Consider the following 20,593-nt stretch of genomic DNA (forward strand, 5'->3'; position numbering starts at 1 on the left):
TATATGCAATTAAATCAATTTATGAAACAAAACCGTGACGACTGGAGAAACTTAGAAAAGCTTATCAAGCTAATCCAATCAAAAAAAGATCCAGAAACGATCGATTCGTTTCAACTAACCTATCAAAAGGTAGCAAGGCAGTTGTCGTATAGTCAAACCTATTTTCCTGATGAAGAGATTACTCGTTATTTAAATGAGCTAGTTGCAAAAGCACATAATGTCTTATATAAATCTGAGCAAACCTCTGGAAAGCAAATCTACCATTTCATTAGTTCAAAATTCGTAGGTTTGCTCTTAGGACAGTGGAAGGCTATCGTGCTCGCGATGCTATTGTTTGGATTCGGATTTTTGGCAAGCTATTTGGCCGTAATAGAAAACTCCACTTATGTATATGCTATTCTTCCACAAGAAATGGTACAATCGGTTGAGCCTGAAACTTTAGGAGAAGAGCCAAGAATGGAAGTGGATTCTGCCTCAATGTCTGCAGAGATTATGGTCAACAATATCCGAGTAGCAATATTGGCATTTGCTGGTGGAATTACGTTTGGCATCTTGACAGTATATGTTTTAATATACAATGGTATCATTATCGGTGCTTTAGCAGGTCTATTTTATCAGTATGATAATTCCTATGCATTTTGGGCATATATTGTTCCACATGGTGTAATCGAATTGTTAGCGATATTTATAGCAGGTGGAGCGGGCTTGCTGATGGGATATAAATTATTTGTCCCAGGTGCTTATACAAGAGGATACCAATTAAAACTGCAGACATTAAGATCTGTTCAACTTTTATTAGGTACCATCCCGCTCTTTGTTATTGCCGGTATTATAGAAGGATTTATTACACCTGCTAACTTATCATTAGAAATGAAATATGCAGTTGCTATTTTAACAGGATTAGGCTTAATCTTTTATATGATATTCGGATATTACCATATGCAAAAAAGAGCACTACAGCAATCCTCTATTTAATGTATCAATATATTGAGAAACTGCGGTTACCGCAAGGTCTTCTGCAGGGGATTCTAGCATGGGCAAACCATGCTTCTCCCATTTTCTCATTCCTTTCTTTTGAAGGAGATACTGCTTTTGTGCCACGCTTTTTTCCATTGCCAGCTTTACTGTTGTTGGTTTCTTTTCTATTTTTTGATGTAATAACAGATCTTTTATTCCTAGCATCAAAAATAAGTGCTTCCTCCGGAGCTCCTTTAAATAAAATAAATGATGGTCCTCATGGATAAATGTTTGGATGTCACTAAATAAAATAATCATACTCCGTTTGTTTTGAACGGATTGTATATATCTTATCGCCAGTTCATAATTCGATTCCTGAGGATCTACTTGAAGTGAGTATATTCCTTGAAGAATCGTATTTAAATGATCCAACCCTTTTCCTGATGGGATAACTGTCTTAATATCTTTAGAAAATGCAATCACAGAGACATGATCACCATTATCTAATGCAGCAGTAGCTAGCGTGATTGCTGCTTCGATCGATTTTTCTAAGCGATTTCCTTCCTCAAGCTCCACCCCCATCATTCTTCCACAATCAATTAATATGGTAAGGTTTTTTCCATGCTCAGGCTCATATTCGTTTGTCATCATCTCTTGAAGTTTGGCAGATTGCCTCCAATTCATTTTTCGAGGATCATCACCAACCACATAGGATCTAACCTTAGAAAATTCACCCATCCCACTTTTCATTTTTCTAATTTTAATTCCTTCATGTAGTAAATAATTTTGTGCACTTGCTAAATATTTCTTTGTTTCTGATAGGTTAGGAATGACCTTTAACTCATCTTTTTGGTTAAAAGTTAATTGTCTCTCCCATAATCCAATCTTACTCCTATATCTTGTATAAAGCTTATCAATCGTGTATTTCCCTCGTATTAGTGGTTTTATCTCATAAGAAAGCATGGTTTTTTGAAGCTTTGGTATCGATTGATTTTCAGGGAAAGTAGTCTGAAACGATACAGGAAAGCTATCCTTTATTCTAATGATACAGTCAAAGCTTGATTTATTTTCGATCGTCATCTTTACTAAGTAATTTTCATAGCGCTCCATTTCTTTTGTCAATTCGCGTGTAATTGTTAGTTCCTTGCGTCCTGGCATTAGATATAAATCTATGAAACTAAGCCAAAGAAACAGGATTGTTGCAAACATTAAAAATAACCAACTGAAACGCCAAAAGGATAAGAAAAACAAAGCGATGATGAATAAGCTAAAATATATAATAAAGGTTTTCGTTGGTAATACACCTTTATCTTGGAACAGCAATCGATCCCACAAGGGCTTTAATCGTTTCATCAATATCAGATCCCTCCAATTCTGCATAGGGAGACAGTTGGATTCGGTGTCTTAGACTCGGTACTGTCATTAATTTCACATCATCTGGAGTTACATAATCTCGATTGTCTAAATATGCCCATACTTGAGCAGTTTTGGCGATAGCGATAGCTGCACGAGTGCTTGCTCCGTGTTGAATTTGTTCAAGCTCTCGTGTTTTCCTCACTATTTTCAAAATATAATCGGCTATACTATCACTAATTTTAACCTGTTGTACTTCTGTTTGTATGGAAGCAAGCTCCTCTTTGGTAAACATTGCCTTGAGCTCCGTTGGGTGTAGCTGTTCAGTTATCACCATTTGTAATACTTCGATCTCCTCTTCTAATGAAGGGAAATTGATTCTAAGCTTGAACAAAAAACGGTCCTGCTGTGCTTCCGGTAAAGGATATGTACCTTCAAATTCGATCGGATTTTGAGTTGCTGCTACGAAGAAAAAATCTGGCAATGGATAGGTTTCTCCTTGGATCGTCACTTGTTTTTCTTCCATTGCTTCTAATAATGCCGCTTGAGTTTTAGCCGGTGTACGATTAATCTCGTCTGCGAGCAAAACATTGGTGAAAATAGGTCCTTTTAAGGTTTGGAAGGCTTGCTCCTTCATGTTATAAATCGAGCTACCAGTGATATCACTTGGCAGTAAATCGGGAGTGAATTGGATTCGATTAAACTCCCCGTCCACTAACTTAGCCAATGTCTTGACCATTTGTGTTTTTCCTGTCCCTGGTACGCCTTCAATAAGTACATGGCCACCAGCCAATGCTGCGGTTAATAATAATCGAAGATTTTTTTGTTGGCCAATAATACGTTGTTCATATTTTTCTAATAGATTGATCATCGTTTGACTCATCTAGTTTCCACCTCTTCTCTTATTTTTTCGATACTTGCTGATAGAGTTAAGAATTCGTATTTATTTATTTTATCCTTATTCAGTACTGTTTCTAATTCTTGAGCGAAGTAAGTTGCGTCCTTCGTAGATAAGGATTCTAACGTAGGAACTAAATGTTCCATTCTTTCTTGCCAGGAATTGTCGTATGGTATACCATATCTTTCTCGTATAGCCTCTTTTAAATAGTCCACTTGATGAAGAATCGCCGATTTGTAATTTTTCCCTTTCAAATGCCAAATGGCAACAGCATTTAATCTTTCATCACCTAATCGGACATGTTCCTCTCTGGCTATTCGAATAGGTCCAAAACGTTTTCCTTGATACCACAGTACAAAGAGAGCAAAGATAATTCCTTCTACGAATAAAACATATGCCCACCCAGGGAATATTTTCAATGGAGAGACAAGGCCGTTTGATGAATGAAAATGGAATTCATCAAAGGTAATGGATGGAAATCTCTCGAAGGACAGTGTATCAAAAATGATTTCTGTATGCTCATAATCGGTAATTTGGTCATTCGTCAACCAATTTGGTTCTGTTATGACAATCAAATGCCCATCACCGATACGTCTTTCTAAGGCAAGTACACCATAGGAATCCTCTAATAGCACATTATCTTGTTCCGTTGATTCAAGTCGATAGGCGCTATTTATAACAGCTTCATAACTATTGTTAGGGCTTTGCACCTGACTTGGTTGCTGCGTTTGTTTGGTATAGGGATCCACTTGTAATGTTGCTTCTATACCGAACAAATCATTAGGATTTTCTTTCCATATCACAAGCGTATTTCCCTTTTCGATATATTCCAGATAACTTTCTTCTGCTACTTTATCTGTTAATACAGGAGGATTTATCGTCATGCGTAATTCCTCTGTATTCGTTTCCTCATGTGGTAGTGATGTTACTCTTGTGACATCATCTGATTGTTGCTTTAAATAAGTATATATTGCTTTCGTTCCTGTTAAGGAAGGAGATTCTGTTAAAAAACTGGGATATTGCTTGGGTGCATCACTTGTAGAGAAAAAACTTAACAAAATAAGCAGTAAAAAGAACACTACACCAACTATCCATGTCTTTTTATGAAATTTGCTAGAATTCATGATGAATCACCCGTTCCTTCGTTTGAAAACCCTTCTATTATCGCTGAGATCAATTCATTGATCGTTGTATAATAAGTCTGATAATCATTTTCTTCTACTTTCCGCTCGCCATAGGTTGCTTGCTCGAAAAATAGAGCAGCTTGATAGAAGTTATTTGCCAGATCCTTATCTTTTTTTCTTAATTCATCGTAATACTCCCAATTCGTTTTCCACCTTTTAACTTCTAGTAGATTTCTTTCACGGAGTATTAGTAGTAAAGCTAAAAAATGATGTCTAGTAGCAATACGAAATTGGCCTTCATTTGCTTGCTTTTCGGCTTCACGTAAATGTTTCTCATAGCTCCATTCAAGCTCCCTATTAGACTGGAGTGGTTGGGAACTCCTTAGCTTTCGACGTCTTACAATATTCATAATAACCAGAAGGAATAGAAGGATTATCGCAATAGCAAGAATAGCCATGACGGTAATAATGATAGTATTACCGATTGCTGAGTCACTGGAGACAGGTATGTTTAGCTTTGATAATAAATCTGTAAACCATTCCTTAATATTAGACCAAATGATTTCTAGTAAACTACGATTATCCTCATAATAGACTTGGTATTCTTCCTGTTTGAGTATTTGATTCATTTCTTCTCTTGCGTTCGTATAAGCTGACATCGACAAGTCTCCTTTAAGGTCTCTCCGTCACGTCATATTCATCGATCATATCTTTAAGATCAGTAGCTTCCTGTCTTACTCTAGCATCAAAATACATCACCGAATAACCAACCGTAAATATGATGGAGGTGATCATGGTAAGGAAATTGTATAACAATTGGTATAGTACGCTGTCTCCCAACCAACCTAGAAGTAATTCAAATATGGAGCTAAAGATCCCAATAATAATGGCTAAAACAATAAACATCCCAAAAAATTTCCATGTTTGTCTTTTCGTTAATCTCCAGCTCTTTGCCAGACCAGGAGCAACTCTTTCAAATAAAGTGGCAGGTAGATACAAGCTCCATCTTGTAAATAATAGCCCTGCACCTAATATAAAACCAATAATTAAAAGAATTAAAATAGGAATACCTGCAATAGGCTGTAGTGGGATCATCACGAGTAGTGTTAAGAAAACGAACATAAAAAATGCAAACATGATACCAAAGATAATAAGGCCAAGTAAGAACGTACCACCTAATAAAGGCCAATATCTTTTAGAAGCTTTTTTTAACATATCCTTTGCCATGAAGGACTCTCCATCACGGGCATGCTTCACACCCCAAACAGTGGCACCAGCAATCAACGGTGTGGCAAAAATAACTAATAATGAGGAAAGTAAAATTAATGATTCCTGAAAAAGATCTCCTGCAGCATATCCTAGCTCATATCCCTGTACATACGGATCATTCAAAATCTGGTCAAAAAAGCTCTCATTCGGATCAATACTTGAGAATAAATCTCGACCACTTAGGGCTAACATAATGGATTGGATGATCAAAATCGGTGCCATGACAAGAAAAGAAATCATAAATAATGACCCGAAATTCGTTTTTACAATTCGAAAGGTTTGGTCTAAAATCTCTCCAAAACTTAAAGGTTTTTTCATATTATTATTCATTAAATCGGTCCCCCTTGATAAATACTACATAGTGACTATTTTAACATGATTTAGACGATATGGAATAATTTTTAATAAAATAGTGAAGGATTGGAAGGAGGATAGAAAAGGACATAGGGAGGTCAACTCCAACCTGAAAAAATCAGTGGGGTATGGATCAGCCCCACTGAAAGGATAATTAAGCAATTTTTTCTTGTTGCTCTTTTGTTTTTGGCTTGGAGCTTAAGAAGAAGGAAAGGGCTAATCCAACGATTGATAAAGCAGTAGCAAGCCAAAATGCTGTATTAAATCCGCTCATCGATGCATTGTTAGCAACCTGCAAGATTGCCTCTTCTTCAGATAATCCGGCTAATGCTGCTTGCTCTGGCTGGTAATTTTTAGCTGCTGACGTCATTACAGTTATGAGAATCGCAGTTCCAATCGAGGCAGATACCTGTTGGAAGGTATTTGCCATCGCTGTACCGTGTGGATGCCATTCCTGTGGAAGCTGATTCAGTCCTGCAGTCATAACTGGCATCATTACTAAGGACAAACCAAGCATTCTAATGGCATAAACAACGACAAGCAAGGTATAGGAAGTATCCATAGTTAAATTGGTGAAAAAGTATGTTGTAATCGTTACAATGGTTAACCCAATTGCAGCAAGCCATTTAGCTCCATATTTATCAAAAAGCATTCCTGTAATAGGGGACATAATCCCCATCACAATAGCACCTGGTAGCATCATCATACCAGCTTCCAATGCAGAAAACCCTCTTGTGTTTTGCATATAGAGTGGAAGCATTGTTTCAGCCCCGATTAGTGCCATTAGTACAATCATCGTAATGACTAATGATAGGGAGAAGATGGGATAACGAAAAACCCGAAACTCTAGCATTGGTTTTTTCAATTTGATTTGGCGAATAATAAACAATGCTAAAATGATTGCTCCTCCAAGAATGATGAAAAGAGCGGTTTGGCTCAAGCCATCAGAAGACTCGCCACTATGTCCACCAATTGTACTAAAACCGTAAAGTAATCCTCCAAAACCTAAAGAAGAGAGAAGAATAGATAGAATATCAATCTTGGGATACGTTAATTTGGTCACATTCTTCACAAACATAGAAGCAACGATAATCGCAATCACGACAATTGGTAGGACGACATAGAACAAGCCTCTCCATGAGAAAAATTCAAGTAACCATCCTGATAACGTAGGGCCAATTGCTGGTGCAAAGGAAATAACAATCCCCGCCATCCCCATGGCAGCTCCCCTTTTTTCGACTGGGAAGATCGTTAACATAACCGTCATCATTAATGGTAGCATAATCCCTGAACCAGCTGCTTGAACAACTCTGGCTACTAATAACAGCTCAAAGGTGTGGGAGATAGCTGCAATCAATGTCCCTAATGCAAAAATACTTAATGAGGTTAAGAATAATTGTCTTGTTGTAAATCTTTCAATAAGAAAAGCAGAAATGGGGATCATCACCCCATTTGTTAACAAAAAGGCGGTAGTTAACCATTGAACTTGGTTTTCTTGAATTCCAAAATCATTCATGATACTTGGTAATGCTGTAGCAAGAAGTGTTTCATTTAATAGACCAACGAAAGCCCCAATTAACATCACTGCCATCATTGGTATTCGTCTCACTTCCTCTATATTAGGTTGCTGTGTCATTATATTTCCTCCTGTAAAATTAATTGTTCTAATTGCAAAATATCAAAGCAAAGCGTGTTTTCTGATTTCAAATAATGAAATAAAATTTCGAGTAACGTTTTATTTTTGTTTGTTTTTTGCCACTCTAATTGTATTAAATGAAGCGTCTCCTCATACTTCCTTTTTTGGTTCTCATCAGGCCATACCTCTATTTGTTTCTTTAAATTTTTAAAAATGTCTTCTACACTTTGAGTTTTTTCGTGTAGTAGAGGTTGTTTTTCTTGTAAGTGCATAACAATGGAATGAATTAGGTGACCGATCCATTCACTTAACTCGTGCGCATGGATGCTTCTATTATTTATCTCTACGTAGAAGGTATATTCTTTCACCAGTCCTTGCATAATTACGATCAAATCCGTGTAATAAGACTCAAATTCCTTTCCATAGATAAGCCGAAAAATATTTAACTGATTATTTGTTATCGTTATTTGTGTTTCGTCCATCCACTTGGTTACTTGTTCATCTGCTTTTGGCGGAAACTCCTTGAATACAACATAGAAAAAAGATTGATGTTCAAGCAATGTACGAATTTCGAGCTCTATATAACTTGCTAATTGCTGCCAAGGTGAGGCATTCTCTAATAATTGAAATTGACTTGCTTGATCGATGATTTTGTCATGGTATTCTTTAATCATTTCAAGCATTAGGCCATTTTTGGAAGAGAAATAGGTATAAAATCCGCCTTTGGATATATGTGCTTCATTTGCAATTTCTTGAACCGAGGTTTCATTAAAGCCCTTTTCAGAAAAAAGCCTTAGTGCAGCTTGTGAAATTTCTTGCTTTTTATCCAATTTGATCACCACTTTGACTTTATAGTCATTATTATGACTTATTGGTCATGTTAGGATTTTATAGGATGAGAGAAGGATTGTCAATGAAATAAAATTTAAGAGATTGTAAAGTTTAGTGCAGGGTTGGAAGGATTATTTTATTAGAAAAACTCGCATTCGCTCGTCCTTTTAGTGGATGCGTTAGCTTTTCTTATACTTTGGACTTCAAAATTTCCGCTTCGTCGTTTTACTACTTGCAAAAATTTTATACTTTCTTAACGTATAAAAAAACAAATAAGAGGACGATCTAATTTTGAATCGTTCCTCTTATTTGCCTTAAAATCCTAATTCTTTGTAGCTAATTCAGCAATTTTTGTAATCGTGTGGACGGCTTTTTCCATATTTTCAATAGATATATATTCATATTTTCCATGGAAGTTTTCGCCTCCAGTAAAAATATTCGGTGTAGGTAAACCCATGAAAGAGAGCTGTGATCCATCTGTCCCCCCACGAATTGGTTTCACATTAGGGGTAACACCTGCTTCAGTCATTGCTTGATAAGCCAAATCAACAATATGCTTTACTGGTTCGATTTTTTCAGCCATATTATAATATTGGTCTATCATTTCTAATGATATTCTTTCTGTTCCATACTTCTTTTGAAGTACTTCTACCATATCATTTAAATTCTGCTTCTTTTGATCAAATTTTTTTCGGTCATGGTCACGGATAATATAATAGAGCTTGGCTGTTTCTACATCGCCTTCAAAAGATAATAAATGGTAGAACCCTTGATATTCCTCCGTATACTCAGGTGCTTCTTGATTTGGTAGTAAGGAATGGAGTTCCATCCCAATCTTTATAGCATGGATCAGTTTCCCTTTTGCAGTACCTGGATGTACATTGTTGCCTTTAATTGTGATTTTTGCTGCGGCAGCATTAAAGCTTTCATACTGTAGCTCTCCGAGGGGGCCACCGTCTATTGTATAGGCAAAATCTGCCCCGAACCGTTGCACATCGAATTTATGTGGTCCTCGTCCGATTTCCTCATCTGGAGTGAAAGCCACTCTTATATCTCCATGCGGAAGCTGAGGGTTTTTGATTAAGTATTCCATTGCAGTCATAATTTCAGCAATTCCTGCTTTATTATCTGCACCAAGTAATGTCGTTCCATCTGTCGTCATCAGTGTATGGCCAGTATAATTTTTAAGTTCTGGAAACTCTTTTGGTGAAAGAATAATATTTAAGGCCTGATGAAGAATAATATCCTTACCATCGTAATTTTTTGTTAGTTGTGGATTTACACCGTTACCTGTAAAATCGGTTGCAGTATCCATATGCGCTAAAAAGCCTATGACTGGTAGTTCTTTATCTGTATTGTTTGGTAAGGTTGCCATCACATAGCAGTTTTCGTCAATAGCGACATCCTTTATACCAATAGATTTTAATTCATCAACGAGGAGGTGTGCTAACTCCCATTGCCCATCAGTAGAAGGACAGCTCGAATTATTCTCATTAGATTGGGTATTGATTTTCGCGTAGGTGGTAAGTCTTTCTATTAATTTATTTTTCATATAAAAATCCCCTTCTTTGCAATTAAGAAAATCAAAAAATATGATAATAATATATAGTATATATCAAATTGGATACACTTACACATTGGAAGCAAAAGAGATAAGAAAGGAAGGATCAGATGACAGACTCTATTCATCGTAGAAAACAAGAACATATAGAGCTGAGCTTGTCAGACGAGGCACTAGGCCGTAATATCACTAACGGATTCGACCGTTATCGTTTTAAGCATAATGCATTACCAGAGATTGATTTTAATCAAATAGATTTGGCAACAAGTTTTTTTCATCACCTACTTCCTACCCCTTTTTTGATTAGCTCCATGACTGGAGGAGCAGCGCTTGCTGAATCGATAAATCAGAATCTGGCCATTGCAGCAGAGGAACGGGGATGGATTTTTGCCCTAGGATCTACTAGAGTGATGCTAGAGAGTGATAAGTATCGAAGCTCCTTTCAAGTGAGAAGATTTGCACCGACCATTCCAATTATTGCAAATATCGGTGCTGTACAGCTTAATTATGGGATAGAAATTAAAGAAGTAAAACAAATTTTAGAGTGGACAGAGGCAGATGCGCTTGTGTTACACTTGAATTCCATTCAAGAGATTATTCAACAAGGTGGTGACGTTAATTTCTCTTATCTATTACCGAAAATCGAAAGGCTCGTAAAGAATCTTCCGGTTCCAGTAGGGGTGAAGGAAGTTGGATTCGGGATAGATGAGGATGTAGCCAAACGTCTCATCGATGTTGGGATAGCTTTTGTTGATGTAGCTGGTGCAGGAGGAACCTCCTGGAGTCAAATCGAAAAATTACGTTCCAATGAACCGATAAAAAAACAAGCCGCAGAAGCTTTTGCAAGCTGGGGCAATCCGACAGCAGAGTGTTTATTTAATATTAGTGAAAAATTGCCGAATCAAAAGCTTATGGCAAGTGGTGGTATTCGAAATGGTTTAGATGCTGCTAAAGCTCTAGCGCTAGGGGCTAGCCATGTAGGATTTGCTCGCTCGGTGTTAAAGGAAGTAATAAAATCTCCGGAAGCATTAATGGAATGGATGCAAACGAGAGAGCTAGAACTGAAGATAGCGATGTTCGGAATCGGAGTGGAGAATATTTCTGAATTAAAGGCTACGGACAGATTACAAATACTTTCATAAAAAAGGAAGAGAATTTATGGGGAAAAGAGTAGAAGAGTGCGTTGATTTAATTATCATTGGTGGAGGAACGACAGGACTTTTTGCTGCTTACTATGCAACAATGAGAGAGATGAAGGTTATGCTCATAGAGGCACAAGAGCAGCTTGGTGGCAAGGTTATGCAATTTCTTCCTGAAAAGATCATTTATGATGTCGGTGGCTTTCCCGATATTTCTGGTGAAGCATTAGTAGAGAATATGATTGAACAAGCAAAACGTCATCAGCCTGAGGTGGTAATGGGGGATTTCGTAGAGAAGCTAACGAAAGTCAATCATTTGTTTCAGCTAGAAACAGCTAAAGGTCATATAGTTACCGCCAAAACCGTTTTAATTGCGACAGGTTCAGGGACGTTTCATACGAAAAGACCTTCTGAATGGCCTAATTTACCTCATTCTGTCTTTAAAGAATCCGTTCCTACAACGCTAATGCATAAAGCTAACTATGAAGGAAAAAAAGTCGTGATCTCTTCAAATAGCAAAGTAGGTGTTGGTTGGGCATTGTTTTTAGAAGGCTTAGCGAAAGAAGTGACACTGATTAATCCTGTAGACAAGTTTCTACAAGTGAAAGATGAAGATATAGACAGCCTATATAAGAGTAAGGTGAAGGTATATTACCAAGTAGAAATGACGGATTTCATCGTCGAGGGACAAGAGCTAACCCATATAGAGATAAAAGAGAAGGGGCAACGTATTGTGATGGAGGCGAATAAGTTGCTTACTTATCATGGTTTAGAGCTTCAAGCAGTGCCTTTTGAACAATGGGGAATTCAAATCGAAAAGGGAAGGATACCTGTAACGCCTTTAATGAAGACAAACCTTGAAGGGGTTTTTGCTGCAGGTGATATTGTCCAATATCCAGGTAAAACCACCTTAATCGCTTCGGGATATACAGAAGCAATCACTGCTGTGAATCATGCTCATCTAATGATTGATCCTAAAGCGACCGAGCAATTGTATAGTACCGTTATTTACCGATAATTGCTAGTGCCCATCAATTGGTAATGTCGCAGACTTTAGAGCGCGATGTCAACGTGAAAGTAACTCCTAATGATAGAACTTCAGAGGGGCATATAGAACATCACGCTCTATTCATCTAAAACATCGCTTGGTCTTTTTCCTCTTTGTAGGTCGCGAATACTCAAGCCGAAATCCATCTGCAAGTGAGGGTAATCTTTAAAACGGGTAAAATCGCCACCCCAGCTAAACCCTAAATCCTTCGCTATTTCAACTACCTCCATCCAGTCACTCTTTCCATTATTGTTCCCATCATATTCCATGTCCCAGCTTGCTTGATCCGGCTGTGGTAAGAGGGCAAAGTCAATAGCTAACCCATAATTATGGTAAGACTCTCCTCCCTTTGCGTAAGTGACAACACTGCCTTCTGTTGTCCTTCCTTGTTCATAAATTTGGTCTTGGTCTGCAATGGAACGGAAATCATCTGTAATTAAAATCGGTATTCCGATGGATGCTGTCCTTTTTATTAAATCATCCCTTGCTTGCTTGACTAGTGGATGAAGGTCTGTAGGCATAGGTCTGTCTTGATATTTTTGGTATAAATAGTACTGATAGCTTCCAAATAATACTAGAATCAACAATGAAAAAATAAAAATTTTGCGAATTTTCATTATTTTCTCCTTTATGAGACATTTCGTATATCCTAAATATATGATACTATATCTGTATTGAGATTTGATAGAAATAGATTTCTATATATTTTCGAAGATAATGGTTGGGAGGCAAAAGGTATGGGGAAAGATTTACGTATCAAAAGTAAAGTGTTTGATGATTCCAAGCGTGCGCCAAACCGTGCTATGCTTCGTGCGGTAGGTGTAACAGACGAGGACTTTAAAAAACCAATGATCGGGATTGCTAGTACATGGAGTGAGGTTACACCTTGTAATATTCACTTAGATGATCTAGCAATTAGTGCAAAAGAAGGGGCTAAAGCTGCGGGCGGTGTGCCTATGATCTTTAATACGATTACCGTTTCTGATGGTATTTCAATGGGGACGTCTGGCATGCGCTATTCTCTTCCGAGTCGTGATGTCATTGCAGACTCTATCGAAACAGTAGTAGGGGCGGAGAATCTAGATGCATATGTAGCGATTGGAGGCTGTGATAAAAATATTCCTGGATGCTTAATCTCGATTGCTCGTTCCGATGTTCCAGCAGTATTCGTATATGGTGGTACGATTTCACCAGGCTTCCGCAATGGTGAAAAACTGGATATCGTTTCTGTTTTTGAGGGCGTTGGGAAACATAACAATGGGGATATAGATGACGAGGAATTAAGAGGAATTGAATGTGCTGCTTGCCCGGGAGCTGGGTCTTGTGGTGGTATGTATACTGCGAATACAATGGCCACAGCGGTAGAGGCGCTTGGAATGAGCTTACCTGGTAGCTCCTCTAACCCTGCTGAATCCAAATTAAAGGCAGAGGATTGCCGTAAAGCGGGAGAAGCTGCCTACAAACTATTAGAACAAGGCATATATCCAAAAGATATTTTAACGAAAAAAGCCTTCGAAAATGCGATTACTGCTGTAATGGCATTAGGTGGATCAACGAATGCGGTACTCCATTTATTAGCTATTGCGAATGCTGCGCAAGTGGACGTAACAATGGATGACTTTAATCGTATCCAAGAAAAAGTACCTCATTTAGCAGATTTAAAGCCAAGTGGAAAATACGTTATGGAGGATTTACACAATATCGGTGGGGTTCCGGCTGTTATGCGTCTCCTACTAGACAACGGATTTTTACATGGAGATTGTTTAACGGTAACTGGCAAGACGATTGCCGAGAACTATGAAGATGCACCGGTATTATCTGATGACCAAGATATCATCCATCCATTAAGTAATCCATATCGTGAAAATGGACCACTCGTTGTGTTAAAAGGAAACCTCTCACCAAATGGTGCTGTAGCAAAGGTTTCTGGTGTTAAGGTTAAACGTCACACAGGTCCTGCTCGTGTATTTAATACAGAAGAGGAAGCAACAAATGCAGTGATGAACAATGAAATTAAAGAAGGCGATGTTCTAGTAATCCGTTATGTGGGGCCAAAGGGTGGACCTGGAATGCCTGAGATGCTCTCTATTTCTGCGATTCTAGTAGGAAAAGGCTTAGGGCAAAAGGTTGCTTTACTAACTGATGGTAGATTTTCAGGTGGTACCCATGGACTCGTTGTCGGTCACATTGCACCAGAAGCACAGGTTGGAGGGCCAATTGGTCTATTAGAAGAAGGGGATATGGTAACCATTGACTCTGAATTGAAAGAGATTACTATGGATGTTTCCGATGAAGAATTAGAAAAACGCCGTGCCAATTGGAAAGCTCCAGAACTTTACAAACGCGGAGTACTTGGGAAATATGCTCATAATGTCTCCTGTTCCTCACAAGGTGCTGTCACTGACTTTATTAGAAGAAACGATCAATAAAAACATAAAAAGTGGAGAAGCCAATTTGGTTTCTCCACTTTTTCATTTTAAAAGTAGGATAAATAGCTTGGGAATAACCGAATTACTGTACGATAAAGCCAAGATAAAAGTACATATCTTGGCAATAGCACAGGAACCGAAGAAATTAACTATCTGTTTATTCAGAAGATTTTATAATAGAGTGAATCGGGTAATCTTTCGCATCTAAAATCCCATCTTTTCTTAATATCATTTTGGCGAGCTCTCTTCCGATAAAAGGACCAGTAGTTAGACCAGAGGAGCCAAGGCCATTGGCAGCATAAATTCTTTCATAACCAGGGAGCCTGCCGAAGACTGGTAAAAAATCTGGAGCAACGGGTCGAAATCCTACATTTACCTTTACTAAAGCACTGCTTAATAAAGCTGGTGCTACTTCTCTCAGATCCGAAAAGATTTTTTGTAAACCTATTGGCGTTACATGTGTATCCCAACCAACATCATCCTCATGTGTAGTACCTGCTGCAATTTGCCCGTGTTCAAAAGGAACAATGTAGTGTGTTCCTCTTGGCATAATTACTGGCCAATCACCTGTGTCATCCTCCTTCCATTTTAAGGAGACAATTTGGGCTTTTTGTGGTCTGATCAATCCATTTAACCCTAAGGACTCCACAATAGTGGAAAACCAGGACCCATTGGCTAAAACAATTTGATCTGCTTCAATAAGAGTGTCGTTCACTTTGATATTTGCATGGTTGGCTGTTTTCACTAAGCTTGCTTCTCCAGTGATTATTTTTACTCCATGGTTCATGCAAGCTTCTAGTAAGGATTTTCGCAATTTTCCACCGTTTACTCTAGCTGCACCACTAACGTAAAGGGATTGATACTTTTCATCAAGTAAAGGAAATCTTTGCTTTGTTTCCGCAACATTTAATCGAGTAACCTCCCCGATTTCAGGAGCATCGACCAGGCGCTGCTGGGTCATCTCATATATTTTTTGTAGTGTTTTCTCTTCCTTACGGATAACAAGAGCTCCCGTCTGTTTATATCCTGTATTGGAAATACCTTGATTCTTCAGTTCATCGATAAGTGTTGGATAAAAGCTAGCACTGTTTTTGGCAAGCTGATACCATTTTTTATTTCTACGCTGTGAAACCCACGGGCAAATGATTCCTGCTGCAGCAGTAGTTGCCTGCCCAGTATGGTCAGCATCGACAAGGGTTACTTCAACGTTTTCTTTTGCTAGATAATAAGCAACCGATAAACCTACAATTCCTCCACCAATTACTATAACATTAGCCATCTATTCATCCCCTTTTTCTGTATGCACCTATCCATAGTTTGCAGTATTTTGTCGAACCAAGCAAGAATTCCATTAATTTCACGCGTAAAATCATAAAGAAAGTATACTATTGGACAAAAACATATGCTATAATGTATCATAACTATTTTTGCTGTTCATTTAATGAAGAAATTGGGGGAAATAAATAAAAATGATGAAAAAAGGGATTTTGTTACTGTTGGTAGCAATGGCTATGAGTGTTCTAACAGCTTGTGGAACAGAAGGAGAAAGTGATTCGTCAGGAGATGGAGAAACATACACAATCGGTGCAACACAAATTGTAGAACATCCGTCTCTAGATTCAGCATATGAAGGATTTCAAGCAGCAATTGAAGATGCTGGTTTAAACGTAGAATATGATTTCCAAAGTGCTCAGGATGATCAAAATAATGCTATGACCATTGCGAATAACTTTGTGGCAGATGGAGTCGATTTAATTTTTGCTAACTCCACACCAAGTGCACAAAGTGCTCTACAAGCCTCTAATGGTATTCCGGTTCTATTTACATCTGTAACAGACGCGGCAGGAGCAGGGCTAGTTGAGTCAATGGATCAGCCAGGTGAGAATATTACTGGTGTACTTGATCTTCACCCAGAGGCCATTACGAAGACCATTGAATTTATTGATCAAAATTTCAAGGATGCCACTATTGGATTAATTTATGATTCTGGTGAAGCTAATTCTATTGCTCAAATCGAAGCTGTGAAAGAAGCGGTGGAAGGAACTAGCTTGAGCACTGCTGAAGCAACCGTGGGTAACTCTTCAGAGGTACAGCAAGCGGCAACTTCCTTAGTCGGAGAAGCAGACTTATTTTACATTATTACCGATAATACCGTTGTTTCTGCGTTAGAAACGGTTGTTGGAGTAGCAGAAGAACAAGATCTTCCGTTAATCGTAGGAGAGCCAGATTCAGTGAAACGTGGAGGCTTTGCAGCTTACGGTTTTGAATATTACGATATCGGTTATCGTACTGGAGAAATGGCAGTAGAAATTTTAACTGGTGAGAAAACTCCTGCAGATATTCCTGTAGAATATCCACCAGAAATCGATCTATATCTTAATAAAGATGCAGCAGAAGCCCAAGGTATTGAATGGAATAGTGCCTGGGAAAAGGATGCTGAGCTAGTAGAAGTCAACGAAGAATAGAATGAAGAAAAACCTCGACATGAAGTTGGTGTCGAGGTTTTCTCACAAAATGCTTGTTATAGGATAGAGAGGAAGATAGACATGTTTATATCAATTTTTACGGCCTTTGAGTCAGGAGTGATTTATGCACTAATGGCTTTAGGTGTCTATCTTTCGTTTCGTATTTTAGATTTTCCAGATTTAACGGTAGATGGGAGCTTTGTAACAGGTGGAGCAGTTGCGGCTGTGTCGATAGTGAATGGTGTACCACCTGTTTTGGCAACCTTTTATGCTTTAATTGCTGGATTTATTGCAGGGATGATAACTGGAATTTTGAATACGAAAGGGAAGATAAATCCCTTGCTATCTGGGATTTTAATGATGATAGCTTTATATTCGATTAATTTACGGATAATGGGTGGAAAATCAAATGTTGCACTGTTGAATGAGCCCACCTTATTTAAGCAAATCGAAGGATTTTGGGGCACATTAGGTATTGATACGTTGCTAAACGATATGTTAGCTGCACTAAATATAGACCCTTTACCTAGTACTTGGGCTGTTCTAATTATTATGATTATCGTTACATTACTAATCAAGCTTTTAACAGATTACTTCTTGAAGACAGAAGTAGGACTCGCCCTACGTGCAACAGGTGACAATGAGAAAATGATTCGAAGCTTCTCGGCAAATACTGATATTTTAACCATCGTAGGATTAGGTATTTCGAATGGATTAGTAGCATTGTCTGGTGCGTTTATTGCACAATACGGTGGTTTTACCGATGTTGGAATGGGTATCGGTATGATCGTAATTGGATTAGCCTCTGTTATTATTGGTGAAGCACTCTTTGGTACAAAAACCATTGCCAGAACAACATTAGCCGTTGTCTGTGGAGCGATTGTCTACCGGATTGTGCTAACATTAGCGTTAAAGGCGAAGTTTTTGGAAGCTGGAGATACGAAGCTGATTACAGCAATTATTGTTATTGCGGCATTAGTTATGCCAAAAATAATAACAACTCGAAAAGAAGCTGTCCGAAAAAAGAAAAAACGACGGATGCTTGAAAATGGAGAGGAGGGTAAAGGTGCTTAGTTTAAACAACATCTCCATTACGTTTAATGAAGGAACTTTAGATGAGAAAAAGGCATTACAAACTGTGAACCTTCAATTAGAAAAAGGCGATTTTGTTACAGTAATTGGTAGTAATGGTGCTGGAAAGTCAACTTTGATGAATATGATCTCAGGTTCGTTAAAGCCTGATGTCGGATCTGTTAAAATTAATGAGAAAAATGTAACTTTGCTACCAGAGTATAAACGTTCTCGTCTGATTGGACGTGTATTTCAGGATCCTATGGCTGGAACGGCTCCAACGATGACGATCGAAGAGAATCTTGCAATGGCCTATGCTCGGAATAAAAAGCGTACATTGAAGTATGGAGTAAGTAAGAGAAGAAAGTCTCTTTTTAAAGAGCATCTTGCTACTTTGCATTTAGGATTGGAAAATCGTTTGAATGCAAAGGTAGGTTTACTATCAGGTGGGGAACGTCAAGCACTTTCTCTTTTGATGGCGACTTTTACTGAGCCAAATATTTTATTATTAGATGAGCATACAGCAGCACTGGATCCGTCTCGAGCAGATTTAATAACCAAGCTTACAGGAGAAGTAGTCGAACAATTTGGATTAACTACTTTAATGGTCACACATAATATGCAACAGGCATTAGACCTAGGAAATCGACTGATTATGATGGATAAAGGTCAAATTATTCTAGAGGTTTCTGGTGAAGAAAAACAAGCACTTACGATCGAAAAATTATTAGCAGAATTCCAACGGATACGTGGAAAGCAAATGGATAACGATCGAGCGGTGTTAGGTTAATATTAATTTTAGGCAGTTACTTTACAAAAGTAGCTGTCTTTTTAACATGATAAGGAGATTTTAGCAGGGAGTAATGCACGTAGCTGAAATCGAGACGAAATGTAACTCGTTTGTTCCCTTCATAGGATTTCGTTTTTTAATTCATAGGAAATGAAGTATCTAAAACTAAAAAAATAAAGAGCCCGAAAAGGGACATCTTTACGCTAATAGACGTGGTAAACCTTAGCTTAACACGAATAAAAATATTACTTCTCTATAATAAACTTAAGTTCTTTACTTTAAGTAAAAGAAAGCAAGTTTTTGATGATAAGTTAGTTGTTTGCTACTTTATCTAGTAGTACTCTTTCACCAGTCTCATTTGATTGTGCTGCTGCTTGATTAATAAGGGTAAGATGGTAGAAATCTTCTGCTTTCAGACTTGGTTCTGCTGTCTTATTGATGGCATGCACCCATTGCTCCATTGGCATTGGTTCATAAACAGTGTCTGTGACATCCACCCAGTCTGTATCTGTTTTTAAACGAACAGATTGCTCTTCTACCAATAAAGTACCCTCTGTACCATATAATTCTAATTGGAATGGACTTCCACTAGATAAAAAGCTAGTCTCTAGGATACCAATTGCTCCAGATTCATATTCTACTAAGACTACCGAATTGTCATCCACATCGTACTGATCGCTAGTTGATTGTAACATTGCTGATAAAGATCGAGCAGGCCCTGCTAAACGATTAGTTAAGTAGATAGGGTGTGCACCTAAATCAATTAATGCCCCACCTCCGCATTGCACTTTATCAAAGAAATGTGCTGGAAGCCAGCCTGTTGCACTATTTTTTGATGGAACGGCACCATTATGTGCAAAGCGGCAACGAATCGTTGTAAGCTTACCTAAAGCACCATCATCTAACACTTTCTGTGCGCGCAAATAATAATCATCTGTTAATTTCGGTAAAGACACCATTAACACTACCCCAGCCTCTTCAATTGTCGCAACAATCTCTTGATAATCCGATACCGTAATTGCTAACACTTTTTCTGTAAAAATATGCTTTTTATTTTTCGCTGCTTTCATGATGACATCTTTGTGCATATTAGTTGGTGTATCTACAATTACCCCATCAATATCTGATTGAGATAATAATTCGTCTAAATCTTCATAAAATGGAACATCTAATTCATCTGCCCATTTCTTACCACGTTCAAGGTCTTCATCCCATACGGCACTAATATTTATTCCATCATTTGCTTTTGCTTGTCGTGCATAATCATCAGCATGTACGTGCCATCTACTTAATAATGCTACGTTTAACATGTCTCTCACTCCTTATTCGTATGTATGCGCTTTCCTTGTAGTATATCAAATCCCTATATTTTTGCATAATAATTTAATACAAGTAATATTTAACGGATATCCGATAAAAGTATCTCTTCGATCATTAAGGAATGTAAAAGGACATTGAGTAGATGGAGATGAATTTTGGTATGCTTAAGCCAAAGCCTATGATATAATCAGTCATAAGAATTCTCTACGATACTTCAAATATATCAAAAAACTGAACAGTTTATGCAGAGATCTCGTGAATAACATGAGAGGAAAGGTTTACACTACAAGCAATAATCGATGATAATGTAAGCTGCTGGGTTTCTATATGAACAGTATACTCTTAAAT

Annotated in this window: 19 protein-coding genes; 8 read left to right on the forward strand and 11 right to left on the reverse strand. The window is 37.9% G+C overall.

The annotated features are described in order from the left end of the window. Window positions 1-3: 3 nt before the first annotated feature. Window positions 4-975 carry a stage II sporulation protein M gene (locus tag ACZ5N5_RS08365; protein WP_109984774.1) on the forward strand — a complete coding sequence of 324 codons (972 nt, stop codon included), beginning with the start codon at window positions 4-6 and terminating at the stop codon, window positions 973-975. Here the strand turns inward: ACZ5N5_RS08365 and ACZ5N5_RS08370 are convergent. After that, window positions 955-2,166 (reverse strand): DUF58 domain-containing protein, encoded by a 1,212-nt coding sequence (locus ACZ5N5_RS08370; protein WP_464373625.1) that lies wholly within the window; start codon window positions 2,164-2,166, stop codon window positions 955-957. The two genes, ACZ5N5_RS08365 and ACZ5N5_RS08370, sit on opposite strands and share 21 nt — an antisense overlap. On the opposite strand from ACZ5N5_RS08370, the gene ACZ5N5_RS08375 reads away from it, so the two are divergent. Further along, window positions 2,129-2,365 carry a hypothetical protein gene (locus ACZ5N5_RS08375; RefSeq protein WP_464373626.1) on the forward strand — a complete coding sequence of 79 codons (237 nt, stop codon included), beginning with the start codon at window positions 2,129-2,131 and terminating at the stop codon, window positions 2,363-2,365. The two genes, ACZ5N5_RS08370 and ACZ5N5_RS08375, sit on opposite strands and share 38 nt — an antisense overlap. Here ACZ5N5_RS08375 and ACZ5N5_RS08380 read toward each other — a convergent pair. From ACZ5N5_RS08380 to pepT, 7 genes are all read right to left on the reverse strand, one after another. Then, window positions 2,264-3,193 carry an AAA family ATPase gene (locus ACZ5N5_RS08380; protein ID WP_109984776.1) on the reverse strand — a complete coding sequence of 310 codons (930 nt, stop codon included), beginning with the start codon at window positions 3,191-3,193 and terminating at the stop codon, window positions 2,264-2,266. The two genes, ACZ5N5_RS08375 and ACZ5N5_RS08380, sit on opposite strands and share 102 nt — an antisense overlap. Further along, window positions 3,190-4,332 (reverse strand): DUF4350 domain-containing protein, encoded by a 1,143-nt coding sequence (locus ACZ5N5_RS08385; protein ID WP_464373627.1) that lies wholly within the window; start codon window positions 4,330-4,332, stop codon window positions 3,190-3,192. Before ACZ5N5_RS08385 ends, ACZ5N5_RS08380 begins: the two co-directional genes overlap by 4 nt. Beyond that, entirely contained in the window at window positions 4,329-4,991 is a 663-nt protein-coding gene (locus ACZ5N5_RS08390) for a DUF4129 domain-containing protein (RefSeq protein ID WP_277678539.1), read from the reverse strand. Before ACZ5N5_RS08390 ends, ACZ5N5_RS08385 begins: the two co-directional genes overlap by 4 nt. A gap of 13 nt (window positions 4,992-5,004) precedes the next feature. Next, complete coding sequence (locus tag ACZ5N5_RS08395) at window positions 5,005-5,931, reverse strand: DUF7847 domain-containing protein (RefSeq protein WP_109984778.1); 927 nt, start codon at window positions 5,929-5,931, stop codon at window positions 5,005-5,007. Window positions 5,932-6,109: 178 nt separating this feature from the next. After that, a complete protein-coding gene (locus ACZ5N5_RS08400) occupies window positions 6,110-7,591 on the reverse strand; it encodes an MDR family MFS transporter (protein WP_109984779.1) in 1,482 nt (493 codons plus the stop codon). Next, a complete protein-coding gene (locus ACZ5N5_RS08405; protein WP_464373628.1) occupies window positions 7,591-8,421 on the reverse strand; it encodes a TetR/AcrR family transcriptional regulator in 831 nt (276 codons plus the stop codon). The genes ACZ5N5_RS08400 and ACZ5N5_RS08405 overlap by 1 nt, the downstream gene beginning before the upstream one ends. A gap of 323 nt (window positions 8,422-8,744) precedes the next feature. Next, on the reverse strand, window positions 8,745-9,974 hold the full coding sequence (gene pepT / locus ACZ5N5_RS08410; protein ID WP_464373629.1) for a peptidase T: 1,230 nt from the start codon (window positions 9,972-9,974) through the stop codon (window positions 8,745-8,747). Window positions 9,975-10,093: 119 nt separating this feature from the next. Here pepT and fni point away from each other — a divergent pair, with 119 nt between their 5' ends. Together fni and ACZ5N5_RS08420 are read left to right on the forward strand one after the other, a co-directional pair. Next, window positions 10,094-11,125, forward strand: coding sequence for a type 2 isopentenyl-diphosphate Delta-isomerase (gene fni / locus ACZ5N5_RS08415; RefSeq protein ID WP_109984782.1), 1,032 nt, complete (start codon window positions 10,094-10,096; stop codon window positions 11,123-11,125). Window positions 11,126-11,141: 16 nt separating this feature from the next. Then, window positions 11,142-12,140, forward strand: coding sequence for an NAD(P)/FAD-dependent oxidoreductase (locus tag ACZ5N5_RS08420; protein WP_464373630.1), 999 nt, complete (start codon window positions 11,142-11,144; stop codon window positions 12,138-12,140). 107 nt (window positions 12,141-12,247) lie between these two features. Here the strand turns inward: ACZ5N5_RS08420 and ACZ5N5_RS08425 are convergent, their stop codons facing one another. After that, entirely contained in the window at window positions 12,248-12,787 is a 540-nt protein-coding gene (locus tag ACZ5N5_RS08425) for a M15 family metallopeptidase (protein ID WP_464373631.1), read from the reverse strand. Window positions 12,788-12,907: 120 nt separating this feature from the next. Here ACZ5N5_RS08425 and ilvD point away from each other — a divergent pair, with 120 nt between their 5' ends. Further along, window positions 12,908-14,599, forward strand: coding sequence for a dihydroxy-acid dehydratase (gene ilvD, locus ACZ5N5_RS08430; protein WP_277678543.1), 1,692 nt, complete (start codon window positions 12,908-12,910; stop codon window positions 14,597-14,599). Between the two features lie 157 nt (window positions 14,600-14,756). On the opposite strand, the gene ACZ5N5_RS08435 is transcribed toward ilvD, so the two are convergent. Next, window positions 14,757-15,878, reverse strand: coding sequence for an NAD(P)/FAD-dependent oxidoreductase (locus ACZ5N5_RS08435; RefSeq protein WP_464373632.1), 1,122 nt, complete (start codon window positions 15,876-15,878; stop codon window positions 14,757-14,759). 193 nt (window positions 15,879-16,071) lie between these two features. On the opposite strand from ACZ5N5_RS08435, the gene ACZ5N5_RS08440 reads away from it, so the two are divergent. The 3 genes from ACZ5N5_RS08440 to ACZ5N5_RS08450 all read left to right on the forward strand — a co-directional run bounded on the left by ACZ5N5_RS08440 (window position 16,072) and on the right by ACZ5N5_RS08450 (window position 18,925). Continuing rightward, window positions 16,072-17,064, forward strand: a complete 993-nt coding sequence (locus tag ACZ5N5_RS08440) for an ABC transporter substrate-binding protein (protein ID WP_464373633.1) — start codon at window positions 16,072-16,074, stop codon at window positions 17,062-17,064. Window positions 17,065-17,145: 81 nt separating this feature from the next. Further along, complete coding sequence (locus tag ACZ5N5_RS08445; protein WP_109984787.1) at window positions 17,146-18,138, forward strand: ABC transporter permease; 993 nt, start codon at window positions 17,146-17,148, stop codon at window positions 18,136-18,138. Continuing rightward, window positions 18,131-18,925: an ABC transporter ATP-binding protein gene (locus ACZ5N5_RS08450; RefSeq protein ID WP_054788236.1), complete on the forward strand. Its 795-nt coding sequence runs from the start codon at window positions 18,131-18,133 to the stop codon at window positions 18,923-18,925. The genes ACZ5N5_RS08445 and ACZ5N5_RS08450 overlap by 8 nt, the downstream gene beginning before the upstream one ends. A 311-nt stretch (window positions 18,926-19,236) precedes the next feature. Here the strand turns inward: ACZ5N5_RS08450 and ACZ5N5_RS08455 are convergent, their stop codons facing one another. Then, window positions 19,237-20,235: a Gfo/Idh/MocA family protein gene (locus tag ACZ5N5_RS08455; RefSeq protein WP_054788216.1), complete on the reverse strand. Its 999-nt coding sequence runs from the start codon at window positions 20,233-20,235 to the stop codon at window positions 19,237-19,239. Window positions 20,236-20,593 lie beyond the last annotated feature (358 nt).

This window comes from Gracilibacillus sp. JCM 18966 (assembly GCF_055392695.1).

What these genes read in the sequence shown, in the direction of transcription:
- ACZ5N5_RS08365 (WP_109984774.1), top strand. Translation starts at nt 4, where the DNA reads ATGCAATTAAATCAATTTATGAAACAAAACCGTGACGACTGGAGAAAC.
- ACZ5N5_RS08375 (WP_464373626.1), top strand. Translation starts at nt 2,129, where the DNA reads ATGAAACTAAGCCAAAGAAACAGGATTGTTGCAAACATTAAAAATAAC.
- ACZ5N5_RS08370 (WP_464373625.1), bottom strand. Translation starts at nt 2,166, where the DNA reads ATGTTTGCAACAATCCTGTTTCTTTGGCTTAGTTTCATAGATTTATAT.
- ACZ5N5_RS08380 (WP_109984776.1), bottom strand. Translation starts at nt 3,193, where the DNA reads ATGAGTCAAACGATGATCAATCTATTAGAAAAATATGAACAACGTATT.
- ACZ5N5_RS08385 (WP_464373627.1), bottom strand. Translation starts at nt 4,332, where the DNA reads ATGAATTCTAGCAAATTTCATAAAAAGACATGGATAGTTGGTGTAGTG.
- ACZ5N5_RS08390 (WP_277678539.1), bottom strand. Translation starts at nt 4,991, where the DNA reads ATGTCAGCTTATACGAACGCAAGAGAAGAAATGAATCAAATACTCAAA.
- ACZ5N5_RS08395 (WP_109984778.1), bottom strand. Translation starts at nt 5,931, where the DNA reads ATGAATAATAATATGAAAAAACCTTTAAGTTTTGGAGAGATTTTAGAC.
- ACZ5N5_RS08400 (WP_109984779.1), bottom strand. Translation starts at nt 7,591, where the DNA reads ATGACACAGCAACCTAATATAGAGGAAGTGAGACGAATACCAATGATG.
- pepT (WP_464373629.1), bottom strand. Translation starts at nt 9,974, where the DNA reads ATGAAAAATAAATTAATAGAAAGACTTACCACCTACGCGAAAATCAAT.
- fni (WP_109984782.1), top strand. Translation starts at nt 10,094, where the DNA reads ATGACAGACTCTATTCATCGTAGAAAACAAGAACATATAGAGCTGAGC.
- ACZ5N5_RS08420 (WP_464373630.1), top strand. Translation starts at nt 11,142, where the DNA reads ATGGGGAAAAGAGTAGAAGAGTGCGTTGATTTAATTATCATTGGTGGA.
- ACZ5N5_RS08425 (WP_464373631.1), bottom strand. Translation starts at nt 12,787, where the DNA reads ATGAAAATTCGCAAAATTTTTATTTTTTCATTGTTGATTCTAGTATTA.
- ilvD (WP_277678543.1), top strand. Translation starts at nt 12,908, where the DNA reads ATGGGGAAAGATTTACGTATCAAAAGTAAAGTGTTTGATGATTCCAAG.
- ACZ5N5_RS08435 (WP_464373632.1), bottom strand. Translation starts at nt 15,878, where the DNA reads ATGGCTAATGTTATAGTAATTGGTGGAGGAATTGTAGGTTTATCGGTT.
- ACZ5N5_RS08440 (WP_464373633.1), top strand. Translation starts at nt 16,072, where the DNA reads ATGAAAAAAGGGATTTTGTTACTGTTGGTAGCAATGGCTATGAGTGTT.
- ACZ5N5_RS08445 (WP_109984787.1), top strand. Translation starts at nt 17,146, where the DNA reads ATGTTTATATCAATTTTTACGGCCTTTGAGTCAGGAGTGATTTATGCA.
- ACZ5N5_RS08455 (WP_054788216.1), bottom strand. Translation starts at nt 20,235, where the DNA reads ATGTTAAACGTAGCATTATTAAGTAGATGGCACGTACATGCTGATGAT.